The sequence below is a fragment of the Bradyrhizobium arachidis genome, from assembly GCF_015291705.1.
Taxonomy (GTDB): Bacteria; Pseudomonadota; Alphaproteobacteria; order Rhizobiales; family Xanthobacteraceae; genus Bradyrhizobium; species Bradyrhizobium arachidis.
In genome coordinates this window covers 4922402-4948707 of sequence record NZ_CP030050.1, presented here as the reverse complement: position 1 = coordinate 4948707, position 26306 = coordinate 4922402, and the positions used below count along the sequence as shown (strand labels likewise).

General features: G+C 65.4%; 23 protein-coding genes. 14 read left to right on the top strand and 9 right to left on the bottom strand.

The annotated features are described in order from the left end of the window. Positions 1–29: 29 nt before the first annotated feature. Entirely contained in the window at positions 30–710 is a 681-nt protein-coding gene (aat, locus tag WN72_RS23005; protein WP_027557793.1) for a leucyl/phenylalanyl-tRNA--protein transferase, read from the top strand. Between the two features lie 12 nt (positions 711–722). Here aat and WN72_RS23000 read toward each other — a convergent pair whose 3' ends face one another. Further along, on the bottom strand, positions 723–1760 hold the full coding sequence (locus WN72_RS23000; RefSeq protein ID WP_027557792.1) for a DUF2155 domain-containing protein: 1038 nt from the start codon (positions 1758–1760) through the stop codon (positions 723–725). Positions 1761–1960: 200 nt separating this feature from the next. On the opposite strand from WN72_RS23000, the gene WN72_RS22995 reads away from it, so the two are divergent. Both WN72_RS22995 and WN72_RS22990 read left to right on the top strand, forming a co-directional pair. Further along, on the top strand, positions 1961–2905 hold the full coding sequence (locus WN72_RS22995) for an alpha/beta hydrolase (RefSeq protein WP_092216195.1): 945 nt from the start codon (positions 1961–1963) through the stop codon (positions 2903–2905). A gap of 30 nt (positions 2906–2935) precedes the next feature. Further along, complete coding sequence (locus tag WN72_RS22990; protein ID WP_092216194.1) at positions 2936–3943, top strand: bile acid:sodium symporter family protein; 1008 nt, start codon at positions 2936–2938, stop codon at positions 3941–3943. Here WN72_RS22990 and WN72_RS22985 read toward each other — a convergent pair. Together WN72_RS22985 and WN72_RS22980 are read right to left on the bottom strand one after the other, a co-directional pair. Then, positions 3940–4728, bottom strand: coding sequence for a methyltransferase domain-containing protein (locus WN72_RS22985; RefSeq protein ID WP_092216362.1), 789 nt, complete (start codon positions 4726–4728; stop codon positions 3940–3942). The genes WN72_RS22990 and WN72_RS22985 overlap by 4 nt on opposite strands. A 35-nt stretch (positions 4729–4763) precedes the next feature. Further along, entirely contained in the window at positions 4764–5702 is a 939-nt protein-coding gene (locus WN72_RS22980; protein WP_092216361.1) for a GlxA family transcriptional regulator, read from the bottom strand. A gap of 94 nt (positions 5703–5796) precedes the next feature. On the opposite strand from WN72_RS22980, the gene WN72_RS22975 reads away from it, so the two are divergent. Further along, the gene (locus tag WN72_RS22975) at positions 5797–6483 is read left to right on the top strand and encodes a DJ-1/PfpI family protein (protein ID WP_092216193.1); all 687 of its coding nucleotides are present in this window, start codon (positions 5797–5799) and stop codon (positions 6481–6483) included. Positions 6484–6640: 157 nt separating this feature from the next. Next, complete coding sequence (locus WN72_RS22970; RefSeq protein WP_092216192.1) at positions 6641–7294, top strand: glutathione S-transferase family protein; 654 nt, start codon at positions 6641–6643, stop codon at positions 7292–7294. 364 nt (positions 7295–7658) lie between these two features. Here WN72_RS22970 and WN72_RS22965 read toward each other — a convergent pair whose 3' ends face one another. Continuing rightward, positions 7659–8066: an NADH:ubiquinone oxidoreductase subunit NDUFA12 gene (locus WN72_RS22965; protein ID WP_027557785.1), complete on the bottom strand. Its 408-nt coding sequence runs from the start codon at positions 8064–8066 to the stop codon at positions 7659–7661. A gap of 251 nt (positions 8067–8317) precedes the next feature. On the opposite strand from WN72_RS22965, the gene WN72_RS22960 reads away from it, so the two are divergent. Then, complete coding sequence (locus WN72_RS22960; RefSeq protein WP_092216191.1) at positions 8318–8965, top strand: BA14K family protein; 648 nt, start codon at positions 8318–8320, stop codon at positions 8963–8965. Positions 8966–9071: 106 nt separating this feature from the next. Here WN72_RS22960 and WN72_RS22955 read toward each other — a convergent pair whose 3' ends face one another. Then, complete coding sequence (locus tag WN72_RS22955) at positions 9072–10211, bottom strand: helix-turn-helix transcriptional regulator (RefSeq protein ID WP_092216190.1); 1140 nt, start codon at positions 10209–10211, stop codon at positions 9072–9074. A gap of 533 nt (positions 10212–10744) precedes the next feature. Here WN72_RS22955 and WN72_RS22950 point away from each other — a divergent pair. Both WN72_RS22950 and WN72_RS22945 read left to right on the top strand, forming a co-directional pair. Beyond that, the gene (locus WN72_RS22950; RefSeq protein WP_027557782.1) at positions 10745–11158 is read left to right on the top strand and encodes a response regulator; all 414 of its coding nucleotides are present in this window, start codon (positions 10745–10747) and stop codon (positions 11156–11158) included. Further along, a complete protein-coding gene (locus WN72_RS22945; protein ID WP_092216189.1) occupies positions 11155–13395 on the top strand; it encodes a CHASE3 domain-containing protein in 2241 nt (746 codons plus the stop codon). Before WN72_RS22950 ends, WN72_RS22945 begins: the two co-directional genes overlap by 4 nt. Here WN72_RS22945 and WN72_RS22940 read toward each other — a convergent pair. Continuing rightward, positions 13392–14288: a DMT family transporter gene (locus WN72_RS22940; RefSeq protein WP_092216188.1), complete on the bottom strand. Its 897-nt coding sequence runs from the start codon at positions 14286–14288 to the stop codon at positions 13392–13394. The genes WN72_RS22945 and WN72_RS22940 overlap by 4 nt on opposite strands. Before the next feature lie 766 nt (positions 14289–15054). Here WN72_RS22940 and WN72_RS22935 point away from each other — a divergent pair. The 3 genes from WN72_RS22935 (at position 15055) to WN72_RS22925 (ending at position 21147) form a co-directional block, all read left to right on the top strand. Then, positions 15055–18822, top strand: a complete 3768-nt coding sequence (locus tag WN72_RS22935) for a vitamin B12-dependent ribonucleotide reductase (protein ID WP_092216187.1) — start codon at positions 15055–15057, stop codon at positions 18820–18822. Positions 18823–19608: 786 nt separating this feature from the next. Further along, positions 19609–20397, top strand: coding sequence for a transglycosylase SLT domain-containing protein (locus WN72_RS22930; protein ID WP_092216185.1), 789 nt, complete (start codon positions 19609–19611; stop codon positions 20395–20397). A gap of 234 nt (positions 20398–20631) precedes the next feature. Beyond that, positions 20632–21147, top strand: a complete 516-nt coding sequence (locus WN72_RS22925) for a ParB N-terminal domain-containing protein (protein WP_092216184.1) — start codon at positions 20632–20634, stop codon at positions 21145–21147. Between the two features lie 118 nt (positions 21148–21265). Here WN72_RS22925 and WN72_RS22920 read toward each other — a convergent pair whose 3' ends face one another. Beyond that, entirely contained in the window at positions 21266–22264 is a 999-nt protein-coding gene (locus tag WN72_RS22920) for an acyl-CoA desaturase (protein ID WP_092216183.1), read from the bottom strand. Between the two features lie 193 nt (positions 22265–22457). Here WN72_RS22920 and WN72_RS22915 point away from each other — a divergent pair, with 193 nt between their 5' ends. Next, a complete protein-coding gene (locus WN72_RS22915; RefSeq protein ID WP_092216182.1) occupies positions 22458–23153 on the top strand; it encodes a phasin family protein in 696 nt (231 codons plus the stop codon). A 374-nt stretch (positions 23154–23527) separates the two neighbouring features. After that, on the top strand, positions 23528–24616 hold the full coding sequence (locus tag WN72_RS22910; RefSeq protein ID WP_092216181.1) for a hypothetical protein: 1089 nt from the start codon (positions 23528–23530) through the stop codon (positions 24614–24616). A gap of 254 nt (positions 24617–24870) precedes the next feature. Here the strand turns inward: WN72_RS22910 and WN72_RS22905 are convergent, their stop codons facing one another. Further along, entirely contained in the window at positions 24871–25152 is a 282-nt protein-coding gene (locus WN72_RS22905) for a hypothetical protein (RefSeq protein ID WP_028146306.1), read from the bottom strand. Positions 25153–25407: 255 nt separating this feature from the next. Here WN72_RS22905 and WN72_RS22900 point away from each other — a divergent pair, with 255 nt between their 5' ends. Next, positions 25408–25665: a hypothetical protein gene (locus WN72_RS22900; RefSeq protein ID WP_244553744.1), complete on the top strand. Its 258-nt coding sequence runs from the start codon at positions 25408–25410 to the stop codon at positions 25663–25665. A gap of 28 nt (positions 25666–25693) precedes the next feature. On the opposite strand, the gene WN72_RS22895 is transcribed toward WN72_RS22900, so the two are convergent. Further along, the gene (locus WN72_RS22895; RefSeq protein ID WP_092216180.1) at positions 25694–26230 is read right to left on the bottom strand and encodes a helix-turn-helix domain-containing protein; all 537 of its coding nucleotides are present in this window, start codon (positions 26228–26230) and stop codon (positions 25694–25696) included. Positions 26231–26306 lie beyond the last annotated feature (76 nt).

Genomic DNA, 26306 nt, shown 5'->3' with positions numbered 1-26306 from the left:
CCGAATTGCGATCCTGCTATTGTTGCCTCATGACTTCGCGCGACTCCGCCTCGTCTGAAATCACGCCGGCCGTGCTGCTGCGCGCCTATGCCTGCGGCATCTTTCCGATGGCGGAAAGCGCCGACGATCCGACCCTGTTCTGGGTCGAGCCGGAATTGCGCGGCGTGATCCCGCTCGACGGTTTTCGCGTGGCCTCGCGCCTTGCGCGCACCGTGCGCTCGGATGGGTTGCGCGTTACCGTCAACACCGCGTTCAAGGCGACAATCGCCGGCTGCGCCGCGCCGCAGACCGGCCGCGAGGACACGTGGATCAACAAGCGCATCCGCGACCTCTATGGCGGCCTCTACGAGCTCGGCCATTGCCACAGCGTCGAGGCCTGGCAGGGCGACGAGCTCGTCGGCGGTCTTTACGGCGTCAGCCTCGGGCGCGCCTTCTTCGGCGAGAGCATGTTCCACACCGCGCGCGATGCCTCCAAGGTGGCGCTGGTGCATCTGGTGGCGCGGCTGATCCATGGCGGCTTCGAGCTGCTCGACACGCAATATGTCACCGATCATCTGAAGAGCTTTGGCGCGGTGGAGATCTCGCGGCGGCGCTACACCGCGCTGCTCGACAAGGCGCTCGCCGGCGAGCCCGGCGATTTCCTGCGGCTGTCGCCGGGTGACGCAATCCCCGGCGCACGCGCGCTCGAGATCATCGCCTCGCGGCAATAACCGATAGCTGGCCTAGCGGCCAAACCCCGGGATACCGAACAGGCCTGGCCGCTGCTCCGGCGGCGGAGGCGGTGCCGGTTGCTGCTGCTGCATCGGCGGCAGAGGCTGCGGCGGACGCTGCTGCACCTGCTTGGGTGCGGCTTTCTTCTGCGCGGGCGGCGGCGGTGGCGGGGCCGGCTTGCTCGCGGGATCGGGCGCCGCCGTTGCGATGGTCTGCTGCGGCTCTTTGCAGTCGGTCAGCCAGATGTCGTAGATCGGATGCTCGACGCCGTGCAGGCCGGGGCTTGCCGCGTACATCCAGCCCGAGAAGATGCGCTTCACCTCGCCCTGCAAGGTGATCTCGTCGACCTCGACGAAGGCGTCGGTGTTGGCGGCTTCCGTCGCCGGCCGCGTGTAGCAGGCGTCGGTCTTGACCCTGAGCGCGCCGAACTGGACGGTCTCGCCGATATCCTCGTCGAAATTAATGATGCGTCCGGTGATCTTGTCGAGGCCGGAGAAGGTGGCCTTCTTGTTCACGATCTTCTGGGCCGGCGGCTCGGTCACGACCTCGTCGCCCGGCTGGAGGCTCGCCGGCGTCTGCGGCACGGCGCCACCAGGCGCGCCCTTCTGCTGCGGCTGGCGCTGACCGGGCGCACCCGGTGCGGCTCCCGGCGCATTGGGCGGCGCGACTGCGACGGACGGCGGCTGGTTCGGCGGAGCGACCGTGGAGCCCGGCGGCGGCGCCAGCGGCTGGCTCTCGACCGGCCCCGGCATCACGTTGCCCTGCCGACCCGGCGGCGGCGGCATCGGACGCGACGGCAGCACGCGGCCCTGCGGCGGCAGCGCGGGGACCTCTTCGTCGTCGTCCTCGGGCATCGGAGGCTGCGGCTGGCCGCGCGGAATCGCCCCCGGCGGCCGCGGCGGCGGATCGGAGAAGATCGTGCCGATCTGCGCCTGGGCAGGCGTCGCAACCGTCAGCGCGGTGGCAGCCAGCAGCGCCGCAAGGCCTGTCAGGGTAAAGGTTTTGAACATCTTGCGCGGCTTCAACAGCGAATCGGGCTTGTTGGACATTCTACAGGGGATACCGCCGCTCGCAGGCTATCGGGTTAACACGCCGAATACGGCGGGGAAAGGGCGGCATCCCTGCCCTGCCCGCCGCCCGCTGGCCAGACCCGCCACCGGATGGGATAGTTCGGTGCGCCTCTCCCCGGGGCCAATGCGGGCAATCCCCCGATACCGACGTCCAACCAGAATCCCCTGAGGCCGCTCCCATGCCCGTCGTACTCGATCCCGATGCCGCCGCCGTCTACCGGGCTTTTCGGGAGGCCGGGCGCCCCGCCTACGAGACCCTGACCGCGCCGGAGGCCCGCGCCTATTATTCGCAAGCCCGCTTTGCCACCAATCCCGAGCCGCCCGAGCTTGCGCGCGTCACGCAACTCGCGATCCCGGCGCCGCACGGCGCCATCCCGGCCCGCCTCTACTTGCCAAAGGAGCCGCGCCGGACTGAGGGAGTGTCGCCGGCGCTGGTGTTCTTCCACGGCGGCGGCTGGGTGATCGGCGATCTCGAGTCCCACGACGTCGTCTGCCGCCAGCTTGCTGAGGCCGGCGCCCTTATCGTCATCTCGGTCGACTACCGCCTCGCGCCCGAGCACAAGTTTCCCGCCGCCGTCGATGACGCCATCGCCGCGACCTGGTGGATCGCCGCGAATGCGCGCGAGCTCGGCATCGACGCCGCGCGCCTCGCGATCGGCGGCGACAGCGCCGGTGGCAACCTCGCCGCCGTCGTCGCACTTGCCGCGCGCGACGCTGGCGGCCCGACGATCGCGGGCCAGGTGCTGATCTACCCCGCGACCGATTTCGCCATGTCTCACGGCTCGCACAACGAGCCCGAGACCAGCGTGCTGCTGACCCATTCGGTGATCCGCTGGTTCCGCGATCATTATCTGAACGGCACAGCCGACATCCACGACTGGCGCGCTTCCCCGGCGCGCGCACAAAACCTTGCCGGCTTGCCGTCCACATATGTGCTGACCGCCGGCGCCGATCCCCTGCGCGACGAAGGCGACGAATATGCCGAGCGGCTGAAGCAAGCGGGCGTGCCCGTCGCTTACAAGCACTATTCCGGCCAGTTCCACGGCTTCTTCACGATGGGAAAACTGCTGCCGCAGGCCGATGTCGCCGTGAGCGAGATCGGCGCGTGGCTGAAGGGGTTGTAGCTTCCGTAGCACGACGCACCAACGACGCCGATGTCCTCCCTCCTCAAATCTCTCCTCGCTGTCCCCCTGCGCGCCCTCACCTGGATCGGTGACCAGGGCACGCGCGCCGTGGCGGCGGTGGTGTTCATCGCGGTCGCTGTGCCGCCGATCGGCGCGCTGCTGCGTCCCTATCTCACCTGGGCGATCGTCGGCCTGCTCTGCATCTCGTTCATGCGCGTCGATCTCGCCGCGCTCTACGGCCATCTCCGCCGGCCTGCTCTGGTCGCCACCGCCACCGCATGGACCACGCTCGGCGTGCCCCTGCTCGTCGGGCTGATCGCCTGGGCGACCGGCTTCGACAACCACGCGCCCGGCCTCTTCCTCGGCTTGATGCTGCAAGGCATGGCCTCGCCGATGATGGCATCGCCGGCGCTCGCCGCCATGATGGGGCTCGATGCGACCCTGGTGCTGATCACGCTGGTGACCTCGACGGCGCTGGTGCCCTTCACGGCCACGCTGTTTGCCGGCCTGTTCCTCGGCGCCAAGCTCAGCGTCACGCCGCTGGCGCTGGGGCTCAAGCTGCTCGGCCTGCTGTCGGGCTCGCTGCTCGGCGCCACCATCATCCGGCGCCTCGCCGGCGCGGAGGCGATCCAGCGCCACAAGCGGCCGATCGACGGCATCAACATCATCATCCTGCTCGCCTTTGCCTCCGCGATCATGGGCGATGTGGCCCACGACGTGCTGACCGATCCGGTCTTCACGATCGGCATCGCGCTCTTGTCCTTTGCGATCTATTTCACGCTGCTCGCCATGACGACGCTGATCTTCCGCCGCATCGGCTATGAGCGCGCGCTGGCGCTCGGGCTGATGGTGGCGCAGCGCAATCTGGGCGTGATGCTGGCTGCGACCTCAGGCGCGCTGCCGGCCACGACCTGGCTCTATTTCGCGATGACGCAGTTTCCGATCCACCTGTCGCCCTACATGCTGACGCCGATCGCGCGGCGCCTGACGGCCCGCGCGGACGACGCCGGCACGGCGGCTGCAGGCAGGACGACCTAAGGCGCAGTCGGCTTCGAGGCCCTGAAGAGATAACGGTTGGTGCTGAAGAAGTACTGCCCCGCCGCGCCGAGACGCTCGAACTCGCTGTGCCATGCGGTGAGATCATCGGCCGGAACGTCGTTCCTGCGGGCGACGAAATCCCGGATGCCTTGGGCCAGTCCCTTGCTGTAGCTGTCGTCATCGTACTGCAAATTCAGGATGGGAAAGATCGATGCGCCGTCGAGGTGAAATCCCGCCTCCACCAGTCTGCGGGCCATCGATCTCGGCAGGCGCGGGTGGGCGCAGTGCGCTTCCCATGAGGTCATGACCGCGGTCATCCGTTCCGGGTCTTCGGAATGCCACACCACTGCGTCCCAATCGGTCGCGACAAAAATCGTGCGGCCACCCGGCCTGAGGACGCGATATGTCTCGGCAAGGACGCGGTCGACATCGGGCACGTACTCGGCAACCTGGGTGCACACGACGACATCGAACGAGGCATCGGCTTGATCCAATGCCGTCGCGTTGCCGATGGCATATGAGATCCAGGCGTACGCCTTCTGCCGGTTGCAGGCCGCGATCAGGTCGGTGGACACATCGATACCGACGACGGCACCATCAGCCCCGACGATCTGCGCCATGCTTTCGCAGAGATAGCCGGGACCGCATCCGATATCTAGAACGCGCTCGCCGGCAGTCAGAGCGAGCTGCCGCATCGTCTCCGCGCGCTGGGCGATCACATCACGCTTGAGATAGATTCTCTGCAGCCGTTTCGCATTTTCGTTGCTGTACTCCATCCCGCTCATCGTCGCCTCCACGCTCGAGTACCAGACGAAGTTCGCTACCCCGCCCGCGCCGCACGGCGCAGCGCCTGCGGCGGCTGGCCGAAGGCGCGGATGAAGGCGCGCCGCATGCGCTCGGGATCGCGGAAGCCGGTGACTTCCGCGACGAGCTCGATCGCCTCGCGCGAGGACTGCACGCGCTCGCGCGCGACCTCGAGCCGCAGCCGCTCGATCGCTTTCGACGGCGTCGTGCCGGTCTCGGCGGCAAAGGCGCGGGCGAAATGCCGCGCGCTCATGCCGGCGCGATCGGCGAGGTCTTCCACCGTCAGCGGCGCGTCGAGGTTTTCACGCGCCCAGGACAACAGCGCGCCGAAGCGGCCGTTCGGCGTCTTCAATTCCAGCAGCGATGAGAACTGCGACTGGCCGCCGCTGCGGCGATGGTAGAGCACGAGCTGGCGGGCGGCCTGTTGCGCGATCTCCTCGCCATGGTCCTCGGTGACCATCGCGAGCGCGAGGTCAATGCCGGCGCTGATGCCCGCTGAGGTCCAGACATCGCCGTCGCGGGTGAAGATCTGGTCGGGCTCGAACTTGATCTTCGGATAGCGCGCGACGAAATCGCGGGTGCGGCCCCAATGCGTGGTGGCGCGGCGGCCATCGAGCAGGCCGGCCTCCGCAAGCACATAGGCGCCGGAGCAGACACTGGCGATCCGCACGCCGCGCTTGGCCAGCCGCTGGATGAAGGCGAGCGTAACGGGACAGCGCGCCGGCGCCGACACGCCGGCGCCGCCCGCCACGACCAGCGTCGTGATCGCATTCGCCGATTTGAAATCGCGCGCCATCATCTCGACGCCCGACGAGCTGCGCACCGGCCCGGCATTCAGCGCCAGCACCCGAAGCGCGAGCGGCTTGCCGGTGGCACGTGCCGCGATCTCGAACACCGAGATCGGGCCGGCCGCATCGAGCAGTTGGAAGTCGGGGAAGATCAGGATGCCGATCATGGTCATGTCCGAAAGCGAGGGAAATATGCCATTTTGGACAGAAGGGCATCATGAGAGGCTGCCGCCGTCAAGCTCATCTTTGGAGGACCTGCCCATGTCGTCACCGCTCCAGATCGGTCTTTTGGTGTTTCCGCGCGTCACCCAGCTCGACTTCACCGGTCCGCTGCAGGTGTTTTCGTCCGTCCCCGGCGCGACCGTGCACCTGATCTGGAAGACGCTGGCCCCGGTGCCGAGCGATTCCGTGCTGATGCTGACGCCGACCATCACGTTCGCCGACTGCCCGCAACTGGACGTGATCTGCATTCCCGGCGGCTTCGGCACCGACGCGCTCCTCAATGATGAGGAGACTCTCGACTTCGTGCGCAAGCAGGCATCCGGCGCCCAATTCGTCACGTCGGTCTGCACGGGATCGCTGGTGCTGGGCGCGGCCGGGCTATTGAAGGGCTACAATGCCGCCACCCATTGGAGCGCGATGGAGATGCTGGCGCTGTTCGGTGCGACGCCCACCAAAACACGCGTCTGCATCGATCGCAATCGTGTGACCGGCGGCGGCGTTACCGCAGGAATCGATTTCGCCTTGAAGCTGGTGTCGCTGCTGGTGGATCGCACCACCGCGGAAGCCGTGCAGCTCCGCCTCGAATACAATCCCGCGCCGCCCTTCAACGCCGGCTCGCCGGATACTGCGCCGGCCGAGGTGCTCGCGCTGATGAAGGAGCGGGTCGCACCATCGCAGGCGCGGCGGCTCGAAGCCGCCAAGCGCGCAGCCGAAAGGGTGATGTAGCCCTTCCGTCCCAGACATGGTACGGCACGTTCCGGCGATGCGAAGCATCGCCCGGAGCGACGCTGCTGACACGACGCTGTCAGGAGCCTGTCGTGACACTCCGGCTCCGGCCGCCCCGTTGGCAGTTTCCGGTCGGTGCGCACAGGAGGACCTGACCATGGCGCGATACCGGCTGCACTGCGTCGGAGCTTCGGGCAATTCGTTCAAGGTCGCCCTCTTTCTCAACTGCGCCGGGCTCGACTGGGAACCGGTCGGCGTCGACTTTGCCGGCGGTGAAACCCGCAAGCCTGACTGGCGGGCCGCGACCAACGTCATGGGCGAGGTCCCCGTCCTCGAGGCTGATGGTCGGCTTCTGAGCCAGTCGGGCGCGATCCTGCTGTGGCTCGTCGAGACTCATGGCGTGTTCGCTCCGACACGCGAGGAAGCATTCGAGGCGATGCGCTGGCTGCTGTTCGACAACCACAAATTCACCTCGAGCTTTGCCCAACACCGGTTTCAGCGTTGTTTCATGCCGGAGCCTGCGCATCCCGCCGTGCTGGCGTACTTGCGGGCGCGGACCGAGAGCGCCTTCTCGATCGTCGAGCGACACCTCGCCGACCGTGACTTCATGCTGGGCGACCGGCCGACAATCGTGGATTTCTCGCTGCTCGGCTATTTGTACTATCCAACCGAGGAGACGGGCTTCGATCTTGCGGCGGCCTTCCCGGCCATCAACGCCTGGCGCCGGCGCATTGCCGAATTGCCCGGCTGGAAGCCGCCCTATGAGATGATGCCGGTCGGCAACTCACCCCCGCTCCATCTGCATCTTTGAGGGCTGGGACAAACCCAAAGCAGCGGATCAAAGAAAAAGGCCGCCCGGTTTCCCAGGCGGCCTTTCCTGTCTTACGGCGGCGCACATTCACATCGGGCGATTTCGGAACTTCCAGACCGGGGGCCTATCTCCCGATCGAGTCCTTACTCGGCGGCCGCTGCATCTCGGGACAGTCGCGAACTGTTGCCCGAACCGAACGCGATGGTTTCCCATCTCCGTAAGATGGGATCATTGAGCCGCATCGCTCGCGCCGGTGCAACGCCGGCGCTAGCGCCATCCCCGCTGTTCCCGTTGTCCACAGCGGCGTGAGGCGGATGCTCATGCATCCACCCTCGATGATGAGGATTCGCGCTTGGGCCGACGGTTAGCCGGGCGTCCAGGGCTGGTAGTCGCCGGTCGCCTTCGGCCGGCGGCCGCTGGCCAACGTCGAGCCCGAGGGCCGGTAGGCCTTGGCCGTGCCGGTGAGATTCGGCTGGTGCGGCTTTTCCCACTCGCGCGGCTGGTAGTTGGTCGCGGTCGGCGGGGTGTCGACGACGTGATGGATCCAGCCGTGCCAGGACGGCGGGATGCGGCTCGCCTCGGCATAGCCGTTATAGATCACCCAGCGCCGCTCGAAGCCCAGCGTCGGATCGATTGCTCCGCCGCGGGTGCGATAGTAGCGGTTGCCCTGCTCGTCCTCACCGACCAGTTCGCCGTACCGGCTGGTCCAGAGCTGGGTGCCAAAGGTCTGGCCATTCCACCAGGTGAAGAACTTCAGAAGGAATTGTTTCATGCGGCAAGGGCCCTGCTTCGTGGGGCCCTGATGCCATCCGGACGCCGAAATGTCCAGTTCGGCCCGCGGGGGCCGTCTCCTTCACAAATGCGGGTGCCGCGGACCGCCGGCGCCGCCGCAAATCGGTCGTGATCCGTTCGTGCCGGGTACAGCGGCGAGGTGAGAGGCTCGCTGCACACACGCAAACCAGCGTGATCCCTGGAACCAGCGCTGTTTCATCGGGTTGGCTTTTCCGGGAAAGGAGTTTGATCATGAACAGTCTGAAGGTTTTGAGTGCCGCTGCGGCAGTGGCGTTGATGCTTCCGTTGGCGAGCCCGGGCTTCGCGCAGAGCCGTCCCGCCGCTGGCGGCGGAGGAGCGCATGTCGGCGGTGGCGGCGGCGGCGCCCATTTTGGTGGCGGCGGCGGCGGTGCTCACTTCGGTGGTGGCGGTGGCCCCCGTATGGGCGGCGGCGGCTTTGCCGCTGGCCCGCGGCCAGGCGGCGGTGGCAGTTTCGCAAGTGGCGCAGCCATGCGCCCGAGCGCCGGCGTTGCCATGCGTCCGAGCGCAGGACCCACGTTTAGCGGCGGCCGTCCGGTCGCAGCGGCCGGCGGCAACTGGCAGGGCGGCGGCGGCAATTGGGGCGGTCACCGCTGGCATCACCGTGGCGGCGGCTTCTGGCCCGGCGTCGCGGCCGGCGCCGCGATCGGCGGCCTCGGCTCCTACGCCTATTACGGCGGCGGCTATTACGATGATCCCTACTACTACGGCGACGACTCCTATTACGATGAGCCGTCAGTCGCGGTCGTGCCGGACACCGGCGGCGACTCCTCCGCGTATTGCGCACAGCGCTACAAGTCTTACGACCCGGCCTCCGGCACGTATCTTGGCTATGATGGCCAGCGCCATCCCTGCCCGTAAGGCGGCCTGAACAACGCGATGAGTGGGCGGTGCCGGTAGACTACCGGCGCCGCTCACGGCTTTCCGAGCCGGTCGAACTCCGCAAGCTCATACGACGCCAAAGGCGTCACTGTCCCTGGTCCGCTTCCCCGATCCGCACGCTGCCGATTGCCGCGATCAAGCCGGCAAGCTCAGCCTGGCGGCCGGTCCCAGTCTTGGCGAAGACGCGGCGCAGATGCGTCTTGATGGTGTTGGGCGACAGCTTCAGCGATTGCGCGGTCTCCAGGACCGTATTCCCCGACGAGGCCGCAAGGGCCACCCGCGCCTCGGCATGCGTCAGGCCGTAGGCGTCCATGATCTGTCCGAGCGGGATCGATCGCCGGTTGGCGGGATCGATGATGAACAGCAGCACCGCAGCATCCTTCACACCGGCATCCGACAGCCGCCCGAGATCCTTGCTCCGGATCGCGGCGACCAGAACGGTCAGAAGCCGGCCGTCGCTATTGCGCGGCAGGCTCATGGCACCGCCAGCACCGCCCTGCAACGCGACGCGGATCAGCTCGCTCAGCCGCTGCGAATGTGCGGGCGAATACGTCCCGACTGATTGATGCAGCCGCAGCACGCCCTCCTCCGCCATGCGGCGGGCTGCGCCGTTGGCGAACAGCACCCGCGCCTTGCGGTCGAGCACGGCGACGCCGTCGGCAAGCCGGTCGAGGACATTGAAGGCAGCCTGCTGCATGGCGAGGTAGCCGTCGATCCGGAATCCGAGCGTCACCGACCGGCAGAGATGCGGAGCCAACCATTCCAACAGCTGCTGCTCGTCGGGATCGAACGGCCCCAGCCGCGCGCTGCGACACATGTTGAAGGCGGCACGAAAATCATCGCGCGCCGCGAGCGCCATCATTCCGTTGTGGCCGATCTCCTGCGGCCGCAGCACCTCGTCGTAGAACGCAGACGTTTGAAGCTCCCCCAGCGAGATCGCTTCGTCGGACAGCACCAGCCGGCCGACCGGCTGGTTCTCCATGTATTGCGACCAGGGATTCTGCATATGCCGCTGCTGATAGACGCGGTTGCACTCCTCGTTGAGACGGCCGTTGAAATCGAAATAGACCCGCTCCGCGGTGAGGGACTGACCGAACAGGATGCCGCCCTCGCTGCGCGTCAGATCGGCGATCGCCGTGAGCACATGTGGCCAAAGAACGTTCTCGGCCGCGGCGTCGTAAATGAGGTCGAGGACCTTCTCGATCTTATCACTGGAGAAATTCACCGTACTCCCCCGCCCGAGGGCCGCCGGACACCAATAACTGTTCGTGCAATCTAAGGAAGCAATATGATGATATGGCGACTCGCGGCAGGATGCCTCACCCAATGAGGTGAGAGGCGCTCGACGTCGGTCAAATCTCCGTTTTCAATCTAACATCGATGTCGCTGCCTACGATTCAGGCGAAGAGCTGCTCCATGGGTACAAGCCCAACCAAAGTTGCTTGCGCCTCCTCTGCAAATTCTCATCGCGAGCGGATCATTCGCCGACATTGAGCGCGGATGTCGCGCAGGCGGCGCCGGAGCGCGTATCGAGGCGGGCCTGGCCGTTTGCGCCCAGCGTGACAGCTCCCTACACCTTGCTTCAAGCTTTCGCGAACCTTGTCACAATTCGCGTGCCGAATTGCGCCCCGATGGAACCCGCATGCCCCTATGCACCACGCCGTGCATATCTACATCGCTCCAATCCAAAATTGACCCGACCCACGATTCGCGGATATCACAAATCCCGATGGGGACTTGGATTTGCTGGGAAGTGTCATGCCGCGTATCCTCGTGGTAGATGACGATCCGATGGTCGGCGCGACCATCGAGGTCCTCCTCCAACGTCAGGGCTTCGACGTCACGCTGGCCGACGGCGGCGAAACGGGACTGGCCGCGCTGGAAGCGCAGGCCTATGACGTGATGCTGGTCGACATCTTCATGCCGCATATGCGCGGCTTCGAGTCCATCCGCATCTTTCACGAGCGCGCGCCGTCCGTGCCGCTGATCGCGATGTCCGGCTACGCCTTCGCATCGTCCGCCTCGCCCTCGCCCGATTTCCTCCGCATGGCGCTCGAGCTCGGTGCGATGCGCTGCCTGCGCAAGCCGTTCACGCCCGATGCGCTGCTGACCACGATCCGGGAATGCCTCGGCGCGGCCGCCTTGCCGAAGGATCAGAAAGAAGCACCTTGATCCCAACGCAACGCGTCATTCTCGGTGCTGGACTCGCCATCCTCCTGATCATCACCGCCGCCTCGATCGCCCTCGACGTCAAGTCGCGGTCCGATACCACCTGGGTCAGCCACACCGTCCAGGTGCTGAAGAAGATCTCCGATCTGCGCGTGCTGCTGCGCCGCGCCGAGAGCGCCGCGCGCGGCTACGAAATCTACCGCAACCAGGCCTTCAGCGATGAATTCGAGGCCGCCCACGCCCAGATCGCGCCGGCGCTCGCGAGCCTCAAGCGCGACGTGCGCGACAATCCCGACCAGGTCGCGTTGCTGGAGGGCACCGAGCCGCTGGCGCTGCGCCGGATGGAGGTCGCCGCCGCGGCGATGCGCCTGCGCGCCGCAAACGACGACGCCGGCATTGCCGCGCTCCAGGGCAAGGCCGAGGGCCGCGGCCTCATGGACACGGTGATGGGCAATCTCGACCAGCTGAGCACGGAAGAGGAACGACTGCTGACCGCGCGCTCCCAGGATTCGCGCCGCACCGGCATCGTGCTGCTCGGCATCGACGTTGCCGGCGCGCTGGTGATCCTGCTGCTCGTGCTGATGGTGATGCGCGAGAGCCATCGCGCCCAGAGCGCGCTCAAGAGCACGCTCGAGGAAGCTACCGCCGCCAACGAACAGCTCGAGGCCGCGGTTGCCGAGCGCACCGAGCATCTGGTCACCGCGCATGACGAGCTGCGCCTGTCGGTCAACGTGCTCCAGAGCACCTTTCGCAGCATGGCGGAGGCGGTGCTGGTCATCGACATCGAGGGCAATGTCCTGTTGTCCAATCCGGCGGCCGAGCGCATGCTGCTGCACCGGGCCGGCATGAACCTGCGCAATCTGCGGGCGCTGTCGGATGTGTTTCACGGCGACGGCGTCACGCCGCTGAGGGCCGACGAGCTGCCGTCGACGCGCGTGCTGCGCGGCGAGCATTTCGAAGCCATCGAGATGATCGTCCGCCCGCACAGCGGCAATGACCCGCGCCACCTGATGATCAGCGGCCGGCCGATGCTGGACGGGCAAGGCGACATTTCCGGCGCGGTGCTGGTCTATCACGACGCGACCACCTCGCGCGACACCGAGCGGCAGTTGCACCAGTCGCAGAAGCTGGACGCCATCGGCAAGCTGACCGGCGGCGTCGCGCACGACTTCAACAACATGCTGACCGTGATCTCCGGCAACACCGAGACGCTGGTGGCGAGCCTGAAGCAGCAGCCCGAGCTGCAGCGCGTGGCGCGCCTGATCGACGATGCAGCCGAGCGCTGCGCCGAGCTGATCCAGCACCTGCTCGCCTTCGCGCGCAAGCAGCCGCTCCAGCCGCGCAACGTCGAGATCAACACGGCGATCACCGACATCGCAAAGCTCTTGCGCCCGACCCTCGGCGAGCAGATCCAGATCGAGACCGTGCTCGAACAGGGTCCGATGACGGCGCATATCGATCCGTCCCGGCTCACCAACGCCGTGCTCAACATGGCGATCAATGCCCGCGACGCCATGCCGAACGGCGGCAAGCTGCTGCTGGAGACCCACCGCGTCGCGCTCGACGAGGCCTATGCGCAGGCCAATGCCGAGGTGGTGCCAGGTCCCTACGTGATGCTCGCGGTCAGCGACACCGGCACCGGCATGTCGACCGACATCCAGCAGAAGGCGTTCGAGCCGTTCTTCACCACCAAGGAGGTCGGCAAGGGCTCGGGCCTCGGCCTCTCCATGGTCTACGGCTTCGTCAAGCAGTCCGGCGGCCATATCAAGATCTACAGCGAGCCAGGCCACGGCACCACGATCAAGCTCTATCTGCCGCCGGGCGAAGGCGCGAGCGACGCGGCCGCCGCCACGCCGCCGCAAGCCGAGGGCGGCGCCGAGACCATTTTCGTGGTCGAGGACGATCCGCTGGTGCGCAACTTCGTCACCGCGCAATTGCAGGGTCTCGGCTACAAGACCGTCGCCGCTGCGGACAGCAAGGCCGCGCTGGAATTGATCGAGGCCGGCCAGGCCTTCGACCTCCTCTTCACCGACGTCGTCATCCCCGGCGGCATGAGCGGGCGCGAGCTCGCCGACAAGGTGGCAGCGCTCCGCCCGGGGCTGAAGGTGCTCTACACCTCCGGCTACACCGACAACGCCATCGTCCATCACGGCAAGTTAGATGACGGCGTGCTGCTGCTGACAAAACCCTATCGGCGCAACCAGCTCGCCGAGATGATCCGGAAGGCGCTGGGCGACTAACGCGTCGCCAGCACCACGGCCGCCAGCGTGAACACCAGCGCCGCGATCTGGCCCGCTCCGAGCGGCTCGTGCAGCGCGATCGCGGACGCGACGACGCCGATCACCGGCACCGCCATCGTCCCGATCGCGGCCACCGACGCCGGCAATCGCGCCAGCGCGGCGAACCAGCTGACATAGGCGATGCAGAACTGCACGACGGTCGAATAGAGCAGCAGCCACCATCCGACCGGCGTCACCTTGTCCAGATGCGAGGTCTCGACCAGGAGGCCGACGATCGAGATCGGCAGGCAGCCGATCCCGATCTGCCAGGCCGCGGCCGTGATCGGCGGCAGATGGATCGGGTATTTCTTGGAGAAGACCGTGCCGACGGCAAAGCCGAGCGCCCCGGTGAGCGCCATGATGATCCCCGGCAGCTTCTCCGCGCTCGCGGCAATGCCGTTGCCGCCCATGATCGAGGCAAGCCCCGCAAAGGCCATCACCAGCCCGAGCGTGCGCAGCAATGTCGGCCGCTCGCCCAGTACCGGCCAGGCGATGATCGAGGCCCACACCGGCATGGTGTAGGCGATCAGTGCCGCTTCGCTCGCCGGCAGCCAGAGCAGCGCGAGCCCCATCAGCACCATCCAGCCGGTGACGTTGAGGACGGCGGCGGTGAGCAGGCGCGGCCAGATCGCAGGGTCCACCTTCAGGCTCTGCCGGCGGATGATCGCCAGCGCCGCCAGCAACAGCGCGCCGAGCACGCCGGTCACCCCGCGCAGGGTCAGCGGCGGCAGCTCGGCGAGGAGGAATTTCGTCACCGGCCAATTGAAACCCCAGCCGATCGAGGTGATCGCGAGGAACATCAGGCCGGCCGGGGCGATACGCGGACGCGTATCCCGGCGAGTCGAATCAAGCATGTGGGCAGTCCGGCAAAATCGAGGTCAGCTTGGCCCGGATTCGCCCCCTTCACCACCACCTCGGCGGGCATGCCTGCCCTCATCTTCCGTAAGGGTACGTGAGTCCTGCTGACGCAATCCCGGTCCCGAAAAATATACCTGCCCTGTGAACAGCGGGATGAAGGCTCCGTATCGTCACGGAAGACAAATTTTTTCGGTTGGGAATCCCTGAGGACTCACTGATACTTGGCTCAACAACAGGTGAGGGCTTGCCCCCTGTTATCCCCCGCAATCCACCATATTTAGTATTTGATTCAGGAACTCGCACTAGTTCTTGACGGGCGCAACGGAGAGTCCTAGCTTTCGGTCCGTTCGGCGCGAGTGAGTTTGCGTCCCGCCGGCACTCCCCCAAAGGGTCTCGCAAATCTTAGCTCCGCCAGCCGGCCAAAGGCTGCGGATGAGGGCTTGTCTGCCCTCAAGAAGCGGGCTTTTCGGGCGCCAGAACGGGCCGGCAAAAGGCTCGGATGGCATCGGTTGAAGAAGTGACGTTGTGGGGCGTTGAACGCATGTCGCGCACATCCCGTTGGGGCGGATGGGTGTGGACATGCCGGCGGGATGATCGATGCACGCATCGAGCCATCGCACCGGGAGAAACTGGGCCGGAATCCACCGGCTGAACTGCGAAGCCTTAAGGCTACGGCCCGGGAGGACTCGCGAAGCGAAATGACGACCCGGCCCGCTTCCAACGAGGAGCGGATCCGGTCAAAGATAAGGACGGGGCAAGACAATGCGGATTGAGCGGCGCCACACCACTTCGGGACAGTCACCTTACGCCGGGATCGAGTTCCGGCTGACCACGTCGGAGATTCGCAATCCCGACGGCTCGGTCGTGTTCAAGCTGGATAACGTCGAGGTCCCGACCGAGTGGTCGCAGGTCGCCTCCGACGTGCTTGCCCAGAAATATTTCCGCAAAGCCGGCGTCGCCGCGCGCCTGAAGAAGGTCGAGGAGGAATCCGTTCCCTCCTTCCTGTGGCGTTCCGTGCCCGACACCGAGGCGCTTAGCCAGCTCCCCGAGAAAGAGCGCTATGTCAGCGAGCTCAGCGCAAAACAGGTGTTCGACCGCCTCGCCGGCTGCTGGACCTATTGGGGCTGGAAGGGCGGCTACTTCACCAATGACGAAGACGCCCAGGCCTTCTATGACGAGCTCCGCTACATGCTCGCCATGCAGATGGTCGCGCCGAACTCGCCGCAATGGTTCAACACCGGTCTGCACTGGGCCTATGGCATCGACGGCCCCGGCCAGGGCCATTATTACGTCGACCCCTTCACCGGCAAGCTGACCAAGTCCAAGTCCGCCTACGAGCACCCGCAGCCGCACGCCTGCTTCATCCAGGGCGTCGGTGACGACCTCGTCAACGAGGGCGGCATCATGGACCTCTGGGTCCGCGAAGCCCGCCTGTTCAAGTACGGCTCCGGCACCGGCTCCAACTTCTCGCGCCTGCGCGGCGAAGGCGAGAAGCTGTCGGGTGGCGGCCGCTCGTCCGGCCTGATGAGCTTCCTCAAGATCGGCGACCGCGCCGCCGGCGCGATCAAGTCGGGCGGCACCACGCGCCGCGCGGCCAAGATGGTCGTCGTCGACGTCGATCACCCCGACATCGAGACCTACATCGACTGGAAGGTGAAGGAGGAGCAGAAGGTTGCTGCGCTGGTCACCGGCTCCAAGATCAACCAGAAGCACCTCAAGGCGGTGCTGAAGGCCTGCGTGAACTGCGAGGGCTCGGGCGACGATTGCTTCGACCCCGAGAAGAACCCGGCGCTCCGCCGCGAGATCAAGCTCGCCCGCCGCAGCCTCGTGCCTGACAACTACATCAAGCGCGTGATCCAGTTTGCGAAGCAAGGCTACAAGGACATCCAGTTCGACACCTACGACACCGACTGGGATAGCGAAGCCTACCTCACAGTCTCCGGCCAGAACTCCAACAACTCGGTCTCGCTGAAGGACGATTTTCTGCGCGCAGTCGAGACCGACGGCGACTGGAACCTGAACGCCCGCACCTCCAAGAAGGTGACGAAGACGCTGAAGGCGCGCGACCTCTGGGAGAAGATCGGCTACGCCGCCTGGGCGTCGGCCGACCCGGGCCTGCACTTCAACACCACGATGAACGACTGGCACACCTGCAAGGCGTCCGGCGACATCCGCGCGTCCAATCCGTGCTCGGAATACATGTTCCTGGACGACACCGCCTGTAACCTGGCGTCCGCGAACCTGCTCACCTTCTACAACACCACGACCAAGCAGTTCGACGTCGCCGGCTACGAGCACCTCTGCCAGCTCTGGACCATCGTGCTCGAAATCTCGGTGATGATGGCGCAGTTCCCCTCGCGCGCGATCGCCGAGCTCTCCTACGAGTTCCGCACACTCGGCCTCGGCTACGCCAATATCGGCGGCCTGTTGATGACCATGGGTCTGTCCTATGACTCCAAGGAAGGCCGTGCGCTCTGCGGCGCGCTGACCGCGGTGATGACCGGCATCACCTACAAGACCTCGGCCGAGATCGCGGCCGAGCTCGGCACGTTCCCCGGCTACAAGAAGAACGCCGCGCACATGCTGCGCGTCATCCGCAACCACCGCCGCGCCGCGCATGGCGAGGCCTCCGGCTACGAGGCGCTCAGCGTCAACCCGGTGCCGCTCGACCACGCCTCCTGCCCGCAGGCCGACATTGTCGAGCGTGCCAAGGCGGCCTGGGATGCGGCGCTCGAGCTCGGCGAGAAGCACGGCTATCGCAACGCCCAGACCACGGTGATCGCGCCGACCGGCACGATCGGCCTCGTCATGGATTGCGACACCACCGGCATCGAACCGGACTTCGCGCTGGTAAAATTCAAGAAACTCGCCGGCGGCGGCTACTTCAAGATCATCAACCGTGCGGTCCCCTCCGCGCTGCGCGCGCTCGGCTATCGCGAGAGCGAGATCGCGGAGATCGAGGCCTACGCCGTCGGCCACGGCTCGCTGTCCAACGCGCCCGGGATCAACGCCTCGACCCTCAAGGCAAAAGGCTTCACCGATGAAGCCATCGCCAAGGTCGAGAAGGCCCTGCCGACCGCCTTCGACATCAAGTTCGCCTTCAACAAGTGGACCTTTGGCGAGGATTTCATCCGCGACCAGCTCGGCATCGGTGCCGAGGCGATCGCGGCCCCCGGCTTCGACCTGCTCCAGGCCGTCGGCTTCACCAAGCGCGAGATCGAGGCGGCCAACGTCCACATCTGCGGCGCGATGACGGTGGAAGGTGCCCCGCACCTGAAGGCCGAGCATTATCCGGTGTTCGACTGCGCCAATCCCTGCGGCAAGATCGGCAAGCGCTATCTGTCGGTCGAGAGCCACATCCGCATGATGGCGGCGGCGCAGCCCTTCATCTCGGGTGCGATCTCCAAGACCATCAACATGCCGAACGACGCCACGGTGGAGGACTGCAAGTCCGCCTACATGCTGTCGTGGAAGCTCGCCTTGAAAGCCAACGCGCTCTATCGCGACGGCTCGAAGCTCAGCCAGCCGCTCAACTCGCAGCTCATCAGCGACGATGAGGACGAGGATGATGCGGTCGAGACGCTCTACGAGAAGCCGATGGCGGCGCGTGCCGCCCAGGTCTCGGAAAAGATCGTCGAGAAGCTGGTCGAGCGCATCATCGTGATGCGCGAGCGCGAGAAGATGCCTGACCGACGCAAGGGCTACACCCAGAAGGCGGTCGTCGGCGGCCACAAGGTCTATCTCCGGACCGGTGAGTATGACGACGGCCGTCTCGGCGAGATCTTCATCGACATGCACAAGGAAGGCGCCGCACTGCGCTCCTTCATCAACAATTTTGCGATCGCGGTCTCCCTCGGTCTGCAATACGGCGTGCCGCTGGACGAGTATGTCGACGCCTTCACCTTCACCCGCTTCGAGCCGGCGGGCCCCGTGCAGGGCAACGACAGCATCAAGTACGCGACCTCGATCCTCGACTACGTCTTCCGCGAGCTGGCGGTGAGCTACATGTCGCGCTTCGATCTCGCCCATGTTGATCCGACCGAGTCGAACTTCGACGCGCTCGGCAAGGGCGTCGAGGAAGGCAAGGAGCCGGACGAGACCCAGCACGCGACCAAGCTGGTCTCGCGCGGCCTCACCCGCTCCCGGACCGACAACCTCGTCGTGATGCGCGGCGGCAGCGCCGCGGTCGCCCAGGGCAACGACAGCGCGCCGACCGGCGGCAGCAAGGTCACCGCCCTCGCCGCGCACGGCGCAAGCGCCCGCGCCGGCGATGCCATCGAGGGCGCCGTTGCCCTGAAGCAGGAAGCCAGCCACGACCTCTCGCCAACCGAGAAGCTCGAGGCGCTCCAGTGGAGCAAGGCCGGCAGCGCCGCAACGGTCGCGGCTCCCTCAAAGGCCGAGCGCCGCGCGGAAGCCAAGGCCAAGGGCTACGAGGGCGAGATGTGCTCGGAGTGCGGCAACTTCACGCTGGTGCGGAATGGCACCTGCATGAAGTGCGACACTTGCGGGTCCACGACGGGGTGTTCGTGAGGCCGTAGAACGTCTCGAGGATCGTTAGATCCGGACATATGCAAAGGGCGGCCGAAAGGCCGCCCTTTTTATTTCAGCAACTTTATCCGCTTAATGCGTCGGGCCACCAGCTCCTCACCGCTCATCATTCGCCACCGCATTTCGACGTGCCCGTCTCGCAGCTCGCCTCGCCGCTTTCCTCGCGACCCAGCGCGCGCGAAACTGCTTCGCGGCACGAAAGGTGCGTGGTGCCACGACCTGGAATGCCATTGAGGCTATTCCGGCGACCACCCCTTTGACCACGTCGAAAGCGAAATCGGGTCCAAAATACTCCCACACGACCCTGCCTCCTTCTCGCGAAGGCTCCGCCGGGCGGAATGGGTAGCTTGCGAACATGAAAAAGCCCCGTCCGTCACCGGCGGGGCCTCGGGAAAATCTCTGTGCGCCTTGTTCAGCGCACACGAAATCTCTCGGTACACCCGCTCATGGTGGACTCGATGAACCAGCTGCAAAGCATGGCGGTGCGATGAAAAACGCCCATAGCGATCACCCAGAAATTTCGAAATGCGAAGGCGCCAGATGCGCAATGCCAAACGCGCGCACGAGAGGCCGGTTGGCGGCAGATAAACAGACTGAACGGCCGCCGTCTGTGGACCAATTCACAATTGCGGTATGACTTTTTTTGGGCGCACGGCGATTAGCCTGGCGCTGCGCCAACCAAACCCCGCACGGTCAGCCAGAATGTCCGCGTCCAGTCGTCTAAATTGTTGATCGCCAGCATCGTTCTCGCAGCCCCAATCGCCGACCATGCCCGGAACAAACCGAAACCTCCTCCCTCGCCTGCGCAGCGTTAGGCGGTGGGCACGAAAGACGTTCTCGCGCGCACCACGGATGGTTCGGATCGCGGCCGGCCTGGCTATCCTGCTCGCGTCTCTCGCCCTCCTGAGCATCGCCTACCACGTCATCCGCAAGCCCACCGAACTCTTCGTCTTCGTCGGCAATTCCCTCGACAAGGATCCATCCGAGACCTGGCGTCACTACGGCCCCCTCTTCCGCACCTACTCCACGGCAACGATCACGCCCGAATTGCTGGCCGCGCTGGCGCAAGTCGAGAGCTCCGGCAATCCGGTGGCGCGCACCTACTGGCGCTGGCGGTGGAGTTTCAATCCGCTGGCGATCTACCGGCCCGCCTCCAGCGCGGTCGGCCTCTTCCAGATGACCGATCCGGCCTACGCCGAGGTCTCGCGTTTCTGCATCCGCGGCAACGCGGTCACGGAGACGGGCTGTGGCTTCACGCGCCTCTACACCCGCGCGATCCCGAGCCACGCCATCGAGCTGGCGTCGGTGTATCTGGACCGCAATGTCGCGCTGGTTCTCGCCCTCGCGGGCGATGTGAAGGCAAGCGCCCAGCAGAAGCAGGATCTGGCCGCCTTCATTCATCTCTGCGGCGCAGGACCCGCCACGGCCTATGCGCGCCGCAAGTTTCAGATTCTGCCCGGCGAGCGGTGCGGCGATCACCTCGCCGCAAGCTATGTCGCCAGGGTCAGCGCGATGAAGCGGCAGTTTTTGCGGCTTGCGGCGGATGACGGCGGTTAGTGCCGTAGGATGGGTCGAGCGAAGCGAAACCCATCAGTCCACGGACGGCTATTGATGGGTTTCGCTGCGCTCTACCCATCCTACGTGCTTCGGCTAACTTTCACATGCGACCGTGATTAAGTGCGTGGCACAACCGTAATCCTCCGAATTGCCTTTGCGGTCGACCACTTCACCCCTAAACTCTTCGTCTCACCGATACGGTTCCGACGGGCCCGGTAGACGCGGAGTCAGATTATGCCCAAACCGGAAAGCTTCCCGATCGAGAAGATCTTCGTTCCCACGAAGCAGAAAAAAGCCATCAAGTCCGAGACCGTCGCGGAGATCGCGGAAAGTATTCTGGACATCGGACAACAGGAGCCCATTTCCGTTCGGCTCGACGGAGACCGCCTCGTTCTGGTCCAGGGACTGCATCGGCTCGAAGCCTGCAAGGCGCTCGGCGAGACGACCATACTCGGTGTCCTGGTCCCGGCCGAGCTTGCTCAATCCAAGCCGCAGCTCGCCGAACGACCTGAAGTCGAGGCAGAGCGCATCAAGATGGCGCGATTGAAGCAGTTGCGCCTGGAGAAGGAGGCCGCAGAGGCATCCACGGCTGCCTTGAGGGGCGTCAGCGCAACGGAATCTTCGCGCACCCGGTCGGCGAAAGGCGTCCGCGACAATCCGAAGGCATCACCGGGCAGGACTGCGAAAGCGGCGCCGAAAACATTGTCGGCCTGGATCACGCAGCAAAAGGGCAGCGGCGGCCGCTATTGATTGCCGGCTTAAGAATGACGGTGACCGGTCCGTAGGATGGGTTGAGCCCTTGCGAAACCCATCAGTCCAGGGACGGCTATCGATGGGTTTCGCTTCCGCTCTACCCATCCTACTTGCTTCAGACCGTCGCTTCCGTATCCGGTATCGAATTCTTTCCGCCGTCCGAACCTCGCGTCTTGCTGCCGGCCGAAAAAATATCCTGCACCAACCCAAGCTTCCCCAACCCCAAAATGATCAGCCCATTGATGTCCACCTCGTACCAGGCGTGCGACAGGTACGCGTCGCGCGGGAAGCGGTGGTGGTTGTTGTGCAGGCCTTCGCCGAAGGTGAGGATCGTGGTGACGAGCTCGTTGGTGGTGCCGTCATTGGTGTCGAAGCGGCGGTAGCCCCAGCGGCCGTCGCTGTGGCAGACCGAGTTGACCAGCGAGGTGGCCATGGTCATGACGTAGCTGCGGAACAGGCCGGAGAAGAGCACGCAGCCGATCATCGCATGCACGCCACTGAGCGCGTAGCCGAGGGCGGCGGGGATGATCAGCGCCGACAGCGCGTACCAGTACCAGCGCGTCCTGGTGAAGAACATCGCGATCGGGTCGGCCAGGATGTCCTTGGCGTAGTATTCGGCATCGGTGGTCTCCTTGTCCCACACCCAGCCGCCTTGCGCGTGGCCCATGCCCTTGGCGAAGCCCTCGATGCGGTTGCCGGAGCCGTCATAATAGGGGCTGTGGACATCGCCGGGCCGGTCGGAATGAAGATGGTGCCGGCGATGGTTGCTCACCCATTTCAGGATCGAGCCCTGCACCGCCATCGTGGCGATCGCAGCCAGGATCGTCCGCATCACCGGACCGCAGCGGTAGCTGCGGTGGACGAAGTAGCGATGCATGAAGCCGATGCCAACAGTGGTCAGCACGAACATGCCGGCGAAGACCGAGATCTCCGCCCAGCCGATGCCATATGTGAAGGCCCAGACCAGCGCCCCGATCGTGCCTCCGATCATCAGGGCGAACGAGATGTAGGAATCGCGAAATTTGGCGTCGACCACCGGGCCTTCGAACAGCACGCCCGGCGGCATTTTCGCCTCCGCGCCCTGCTCCGGCGCCACGCTCTCAACTACGGTCATTTCAGGCAGTCCATTTCCAAAACACTTCTGCAACGTAGGGTACAGACGCAGATTATTTCTAGCAACAACCCGATCGGCCGCGCGACTACGGAGCGAGCCTGTAGGGTGGGTTACGCCAAGCGGTCTGCGCTGCGCGCAGTCCGCAGGGCCAACCCACCCCACGCTCTACCAGCATCCGGCAAAATCTCATCACATGGCCGCCACGCAAGTGACAACCCACAATCGCGATTTCAGCGCAAACGGGACGGAGGCTTGCGGCTTCAGCGATATTCGGGAGCCATTTGCAATGTTGAGTTCGGTAGAAAATAAGCCAACGGGAAAATCCGGCCGGCGCGGCGGCAAGAAGAAGGCCGGGCAACGGACCGGGGCCGGCGAGCACCACGCAACTGCGGCGCATCAAGTGCCGGATGCCTCGGCGGAGATCAGCCAAGAGAACAGGCAGGAGAACAGCCAAGAAAACAGCCAAGAAAACAAGCAAGAGAACAGGCAAGAGACCGAGGTAGAGACGAGCCGACTGATCGGCGCGCAGGTTCCCTCGGCTGCAACCTTGCCGTCCGGGATAGAGATCGTTGCAACCGCGCCCGTCGCACCAAGGGAACCCTTCCAGGCCGGCGCGCAGGCGATTGCCGATGCCTATGGCGACTACATCAGGACGTCGCTCCAGCACGCCTGGACCTTCCTGGGACAGCTCGCGACGGCGCGCTCACCCGTCGAGGCCGTTGAGCTTCAGATGGCGTACGCGAAACAGGCGTGCGAATCCTTCGTCGCCAAATCCCAAGAGATCGCCGAGCTGCATGAACAAATGACCAGACAAAGGGTCATGCATTTTGAGGGGTTCGTGGCCAGGCTCACCCAGACGACGCTCGAAATCCGCGCAACACATCACTAAAGCGCGATGAGATTGGGATGAATCGTCCTCGCGCTTTAGGTTGTTGTTTGCGCATGATCTTTTCGGAAAACCGCTTCGCACTTTTCGGGATCATGCTTTAGCGGCGGCTGCGTATTCCGAGCCGCGTGGCCGGAAGCCCTTAGGGGTAGAACCCTTGCGAAGCCCATCATACGATCATCGACGTTGATGGGCTTCGCTCCGCTCGGCCCATCCTGCGAACTGCGCTTGAGCAGTCGCGGAGCCAATCCACCCTACGCTCACTCCGCCCAGCTCCCGGGCCCGCCATAATTTTACCTTTGCACACACGTTGTGTCGGACAGCGGCGAGACCTATCCTTCCAGCGATCGGACTGCCTCCCATTGACGCCCGACCGGATGGAGAGCGCATCGGTGCCTGAGACGAACGACCCCAAACCCGAGACCGACAGGCCTGATAACGCCAAGCCTGATGACACGAAGCCTGATGCCGCCAAGCTTGATGCCGCCAAGCCTGATGACACCAAGCCTGATGCCGCCAAGCCGGACGAGGCGCGCGTCGACGGCGGGCTGGCGCGGGCCTATGACCGGATCAAGAGCGCCGAGGAAGACCTTGCTCGGCTGGACCGGCTGGTTTCCGGAATGGAACGCACCAGCGAAAGCCCGCCCGTCTCGCACGCAAGCGCCGCTGCGACGGCGGCCGCTGGTCCCGCAAACAAGGCGCCGACGCCGGATGCCAGGGTTCCGAATGACAAGCCTCGCGATCAAGGCCTGAAGGGAGACCGAACCATGATGCGCGCCTTGGTCGGCCTCGTGCTGGCGATCGGCCTTCTCGGCGCGGCCTTCGCTTCGCAATATCGCGATGAGGCCAAGTTGATCAGCAAGTCGATCATGGCCCGATTGGGTCCGCCGGCCACGAGCACACAATCGCAAGCCTCCGCTGTGGAAAGTCCGGCGCAGCCGCAGGCCGTGCTGCTGGCTGCGGCGGATGAGGCGAGCCCGGTGCCCGCGCCGCCGGTCGCCAAGGACACCCAAGCAAAGGACACGCAAGCCAAGGACACGGAAAGCGCCCCAAAGCCTGGCGCCGCGGCGCCTGAGACGTCATCGTCCGATCTCGCGCAATCGCTCAAGGCCATCACGAGCGAGCTTGCGAGCATCAACGGCAAGCTCGAGCAACTGAAAAGCCGCAGCGAGCAGACCCTGCGCGAGCAGGCCGACACCATTCAACAGCTCAAGGCGGCGCAGGAGAAGGATGCGGCGGAGACCGCCCGCCTCGCCGCGCAGGTCCAGGCGCTGCAAACGCAGCCGACCGCGTCATCGACGCCCGCAGCCGCAAAGCCCGTCGTGCGCAGTGTGAACAACGAGGCGGCTGCGCGTGCCCGGCCGCACGTACCAGACGCTGCGCCCCGGCGGCCCCGGCCGCCGCCGCGAGGCCCCTGGATGCCTCCGCCCTACATGGATCCCTATTACGGCGATCCGGATTGGTGAGCTCGCAAGGCAGGTTCGCCCGTAGGATGGGTAGAGCGAAGCGAAACCCATCATTCCACGACGACGACTATTGATGGGTTTCGCTTCGCTCTACCCATCCTACGAACTCCGCACCGGGGAATATCCGTAGGGTGGGCAAAGGCGCACTTGCGCCGTGCCCACGAGCCAGTTCTACGGATGGGAATGGTGGGCGCGCCTTCGCTCTTCGAGCTACGGCGGACAAGTTGCTTTGCCCACCCGACGAGAGCGGGGCGCTACCACCAATACGGCCAGCGCCATCCCTCATAACGAACATATGACGGCACCAGCGGCGGGCCGTAGGGATCGACGCGGTCGTCTTCAGGCCGATAACGATAGCGCGGAACGACATTGTAATCCCACGGCGTCGGCCGGAGCACGGGCGCCGTCACGATAAGCCTCTCCTGTGGTGCGCGAACGACGACAGCCTTCCGCGTCCGGGCTTCAGCACCTGTCGTTGCCAGGCTGCACAGCGCCACGGCGGCTCCGAGCGCACAGGCGAGGGTCATTTTCTTCATGCGTTGATCTCCTTCGCGGGAAGAGTGCTCAAGGATGCAAGGCAAGGCAAGCCAATTCGCTGTCAACTTGCTTGAATGAACGCTGTCGGTTCTCGCTCGCCGCCCGCCCCGATCAGCTCTCCGGGCCGCAACCTCGTGGGGTCGGCGGTCCCACGTCCAGGCTCAACCGGCGCACCCCCTTGGATTGCAGTGGCCAATTGGACACGCTAGACGTTTGGTCATTATTCAAATCGATTCGTATCTTTTGGGGGATTGATGAACAAATTGATGACGGTTTTTGTCGTAACGGTCTTGTCGGTGGGCATCTCGGCGGCCGAGGCTGCTCCCCTTTACGAGTGCGGCGGCAACCCCGCCTGCCAGGCCAAGCGCGATCGCATGTCCCGCGAGACCTATGAGCGCAACATCAATCGCTGCCTCGCCGCTGCCGGCGCCACGCGCGAGCAGTGGCGCGCCCATGCCGTCCCACGCCCGCAGGCGGACAAGGTCCGCGCCTGCCTGGAGGCGCACGGCTGATTGACGAAGTGGTGCGGCGGGCGAAGCGCTACGCCGCGTCGGCGTCCTCGGGCGCAGGCCCTGCCACGAGCCCGTCGAGACTGACCATCAGCAAATCGGCGATGTGCATCAGCTGGTAGAGCGGAATGTCCGCCTCGCCGGTCTCGGCTAGTGCCACGAAGGCGGGCGTAACACCGATGCGCTCGGCGACCTGGGCTTCGGTGTAGCCGCGGCTCTCGCGCGCGGCTTTGACACGCGCGCCGATGCCGAGCCGGTGCCGGGACTGCTCGTCCGCGGTCATCATGGCGGCCTGCTCCTCCGGGCTCGCATAGCCGTCCGCGAATGCGGTGCCGATCAGCCGCTCCTTGCGCCAGGCGAGCCGGCAGGCTTTGCGCAGTCCGCTCGAGAAGATCACTGAAAACTGCTCCGGCACCCAGGCCGAGCTGTTGAGCTGCAGGCGCGCGCCGGTGCCGGAGACATCGCGGATCGTGCAGGGCACGCTGATGACGCTGCCGGCGCCGTTGTCGAACTCGACAATGCCGGTCCGCAGCGTGTGATGCCTGACGGCGGCGCGATGATCGCTCATGAAAGCTCCCGTACGCTCGCGGCAGCCGGACGAGGTATCCGACGCAGCCGCAAATTCCGGATGGGAAGCTAGCGCA

Bases quoted from the DNA above. Each gene is read 5' to 3' on its own strand.
- WN72_RS22995 (WP_092216195.1), top strand. From the start codon at position 1,961: ATGCCCGTCGTACTCGATCCCGATGCCGCCGCCGTCTACCGGGCTTTT.
- WN72_RS22900 (WP_244553744.1), top strand. From the start codon at position 25,408: ATGAACAAATTGATGACGGTTTTTGTCGTAACGGTCTTGTCGGTGGGC.
- WN72_RS22940 (WP_092216188.1), bottom strand. From the start codon at position 14,288: ATGCTTGATTCGACTCGCCGGGATACGCGTCCGCGTATCGCCCCGGCC.
- WN72_RS22965 (WP_027557785.1), bottom strand. From the start codon at position 8,066: ATGAAACAATTCCTTCTGAAGTTCTTCACCTGGTGGAATGGCCAGACC.
- WN72_RS22950 (WP_027557782.1), top strand. From the start codon at position 10,745: ATGCCGCGTATCCTCGTGGTAGATGACGATCCGATGGTCGGCGCGACC.
- WN72_RS22925 (WP_092216184.1), top strand. From the start codon at position 20,632: ATGCCCAAACCGGAAAGCTTCCCGATCGAGAAGATCTTCGTTCCCACG.
- WN72_RS22990 (WP_092216194.1), top strand. From the start codon at position 2,936: ATGTCCTCCCTCCTCAAATCTCTCCTCGCTGTCCCCCTGCGCGCCCTC.
- WN72_RS22910 (WP_092216181.1), top strand. From the start codon at position 23,528: ATGGAGAGCGCATCGGTGCCTGAGACGAACGACCCCAAACCCGAGACC.
- WN72_RS22980 (WP_092216361.1), bottom strand. From the start codon at position 5,702: ATGATCGGCATCCTGATCTTCCCCGACTTCCAACTGCTCGATGCGGCC.
- WN72_RS22920 (WP_092216183.1), bottom strand. From the start codon at position 22,264: ATGACCGTAGTTGAGAGCGTGGCGCCGGAGCAGGGCGCGGAGGCGAAA.
- WN72_RS22895 (WP_092216180.1), bottom strand. From the start codon at position 26,230: ATGAGCGATCATCGCGCCGCCGTCAGGCATCACACGCTGCGGACCGGC.
- WN72_RS23000 (WP_027557792.1), bottom strand. From the start codon at position 1,760: ATGTCCAACAAGCCCGATTCGCTGTTGAAGCCGCGCAAGATGTTCAAA.
- WN72_RS22960 (WP_092216191.1), top strand. From the start codon at position 8,318: ATGAACAGTCTGAAGGTTTTGAGTGCCGCTGCGGCAGTGGCGTTGATG.
- WN72_RS22915 (WP_092216182.1), top strand. From the start codon at position 22,458: ATGGCCGCCACGCAAGTGACAACCCACAATCGCGATTTCAGCGCAAAC.
- WN72_RS22985 (WP_092216362.1), bottom strand. From the start codon at position 4,728: ATGAGCGGGATGGAGTACAGCAACGAAAATGCGAAACGGCTGCAGAGA.
- WN72_RS22905 (WP_028146306.1), bottom strand. From the start codon at position 25,152: ATGAAGAAAATGACCCTCGCCTGTGCGCTCGGAGCCGCCGTGGCGCTG.
- WN72_RS22975 (WP_092216193.1), top strand. From the start codon at position 5,797: ATGTCGTCACCGCTCCAGATCGGTCTTTTGGTGTTTCCGCGCGTCACC.
- WN72_RS22930 (WP_092216185.1), top strand. From the start codon at position 19,609: ATGCCCGGAACAAACCGAAACCTCCTCCCTCGCCTGCGCAGCGTTAGG.
- WN72_RS22935 (WP_092216187.1), top strand. From the start codon at position 15,055: ATGCGGATTGAGCGGCGCCACACCACTTCGGGACAGTCACCTTACGCC.
- WN72_RS22970 (WP_092216192.1), top strand. From the start codon at position 6,641: ATGGCGCGATACCGGCTGCACTGCGTCGGAGCTTCGGGCAATTCGTTC.
- aat (WP_027557793.1), top strand. From the start codon at position 30: ATGACTTCGCGCGACTCCGCCTCGTCTGAAATCACGCCGGCCGTGCTG.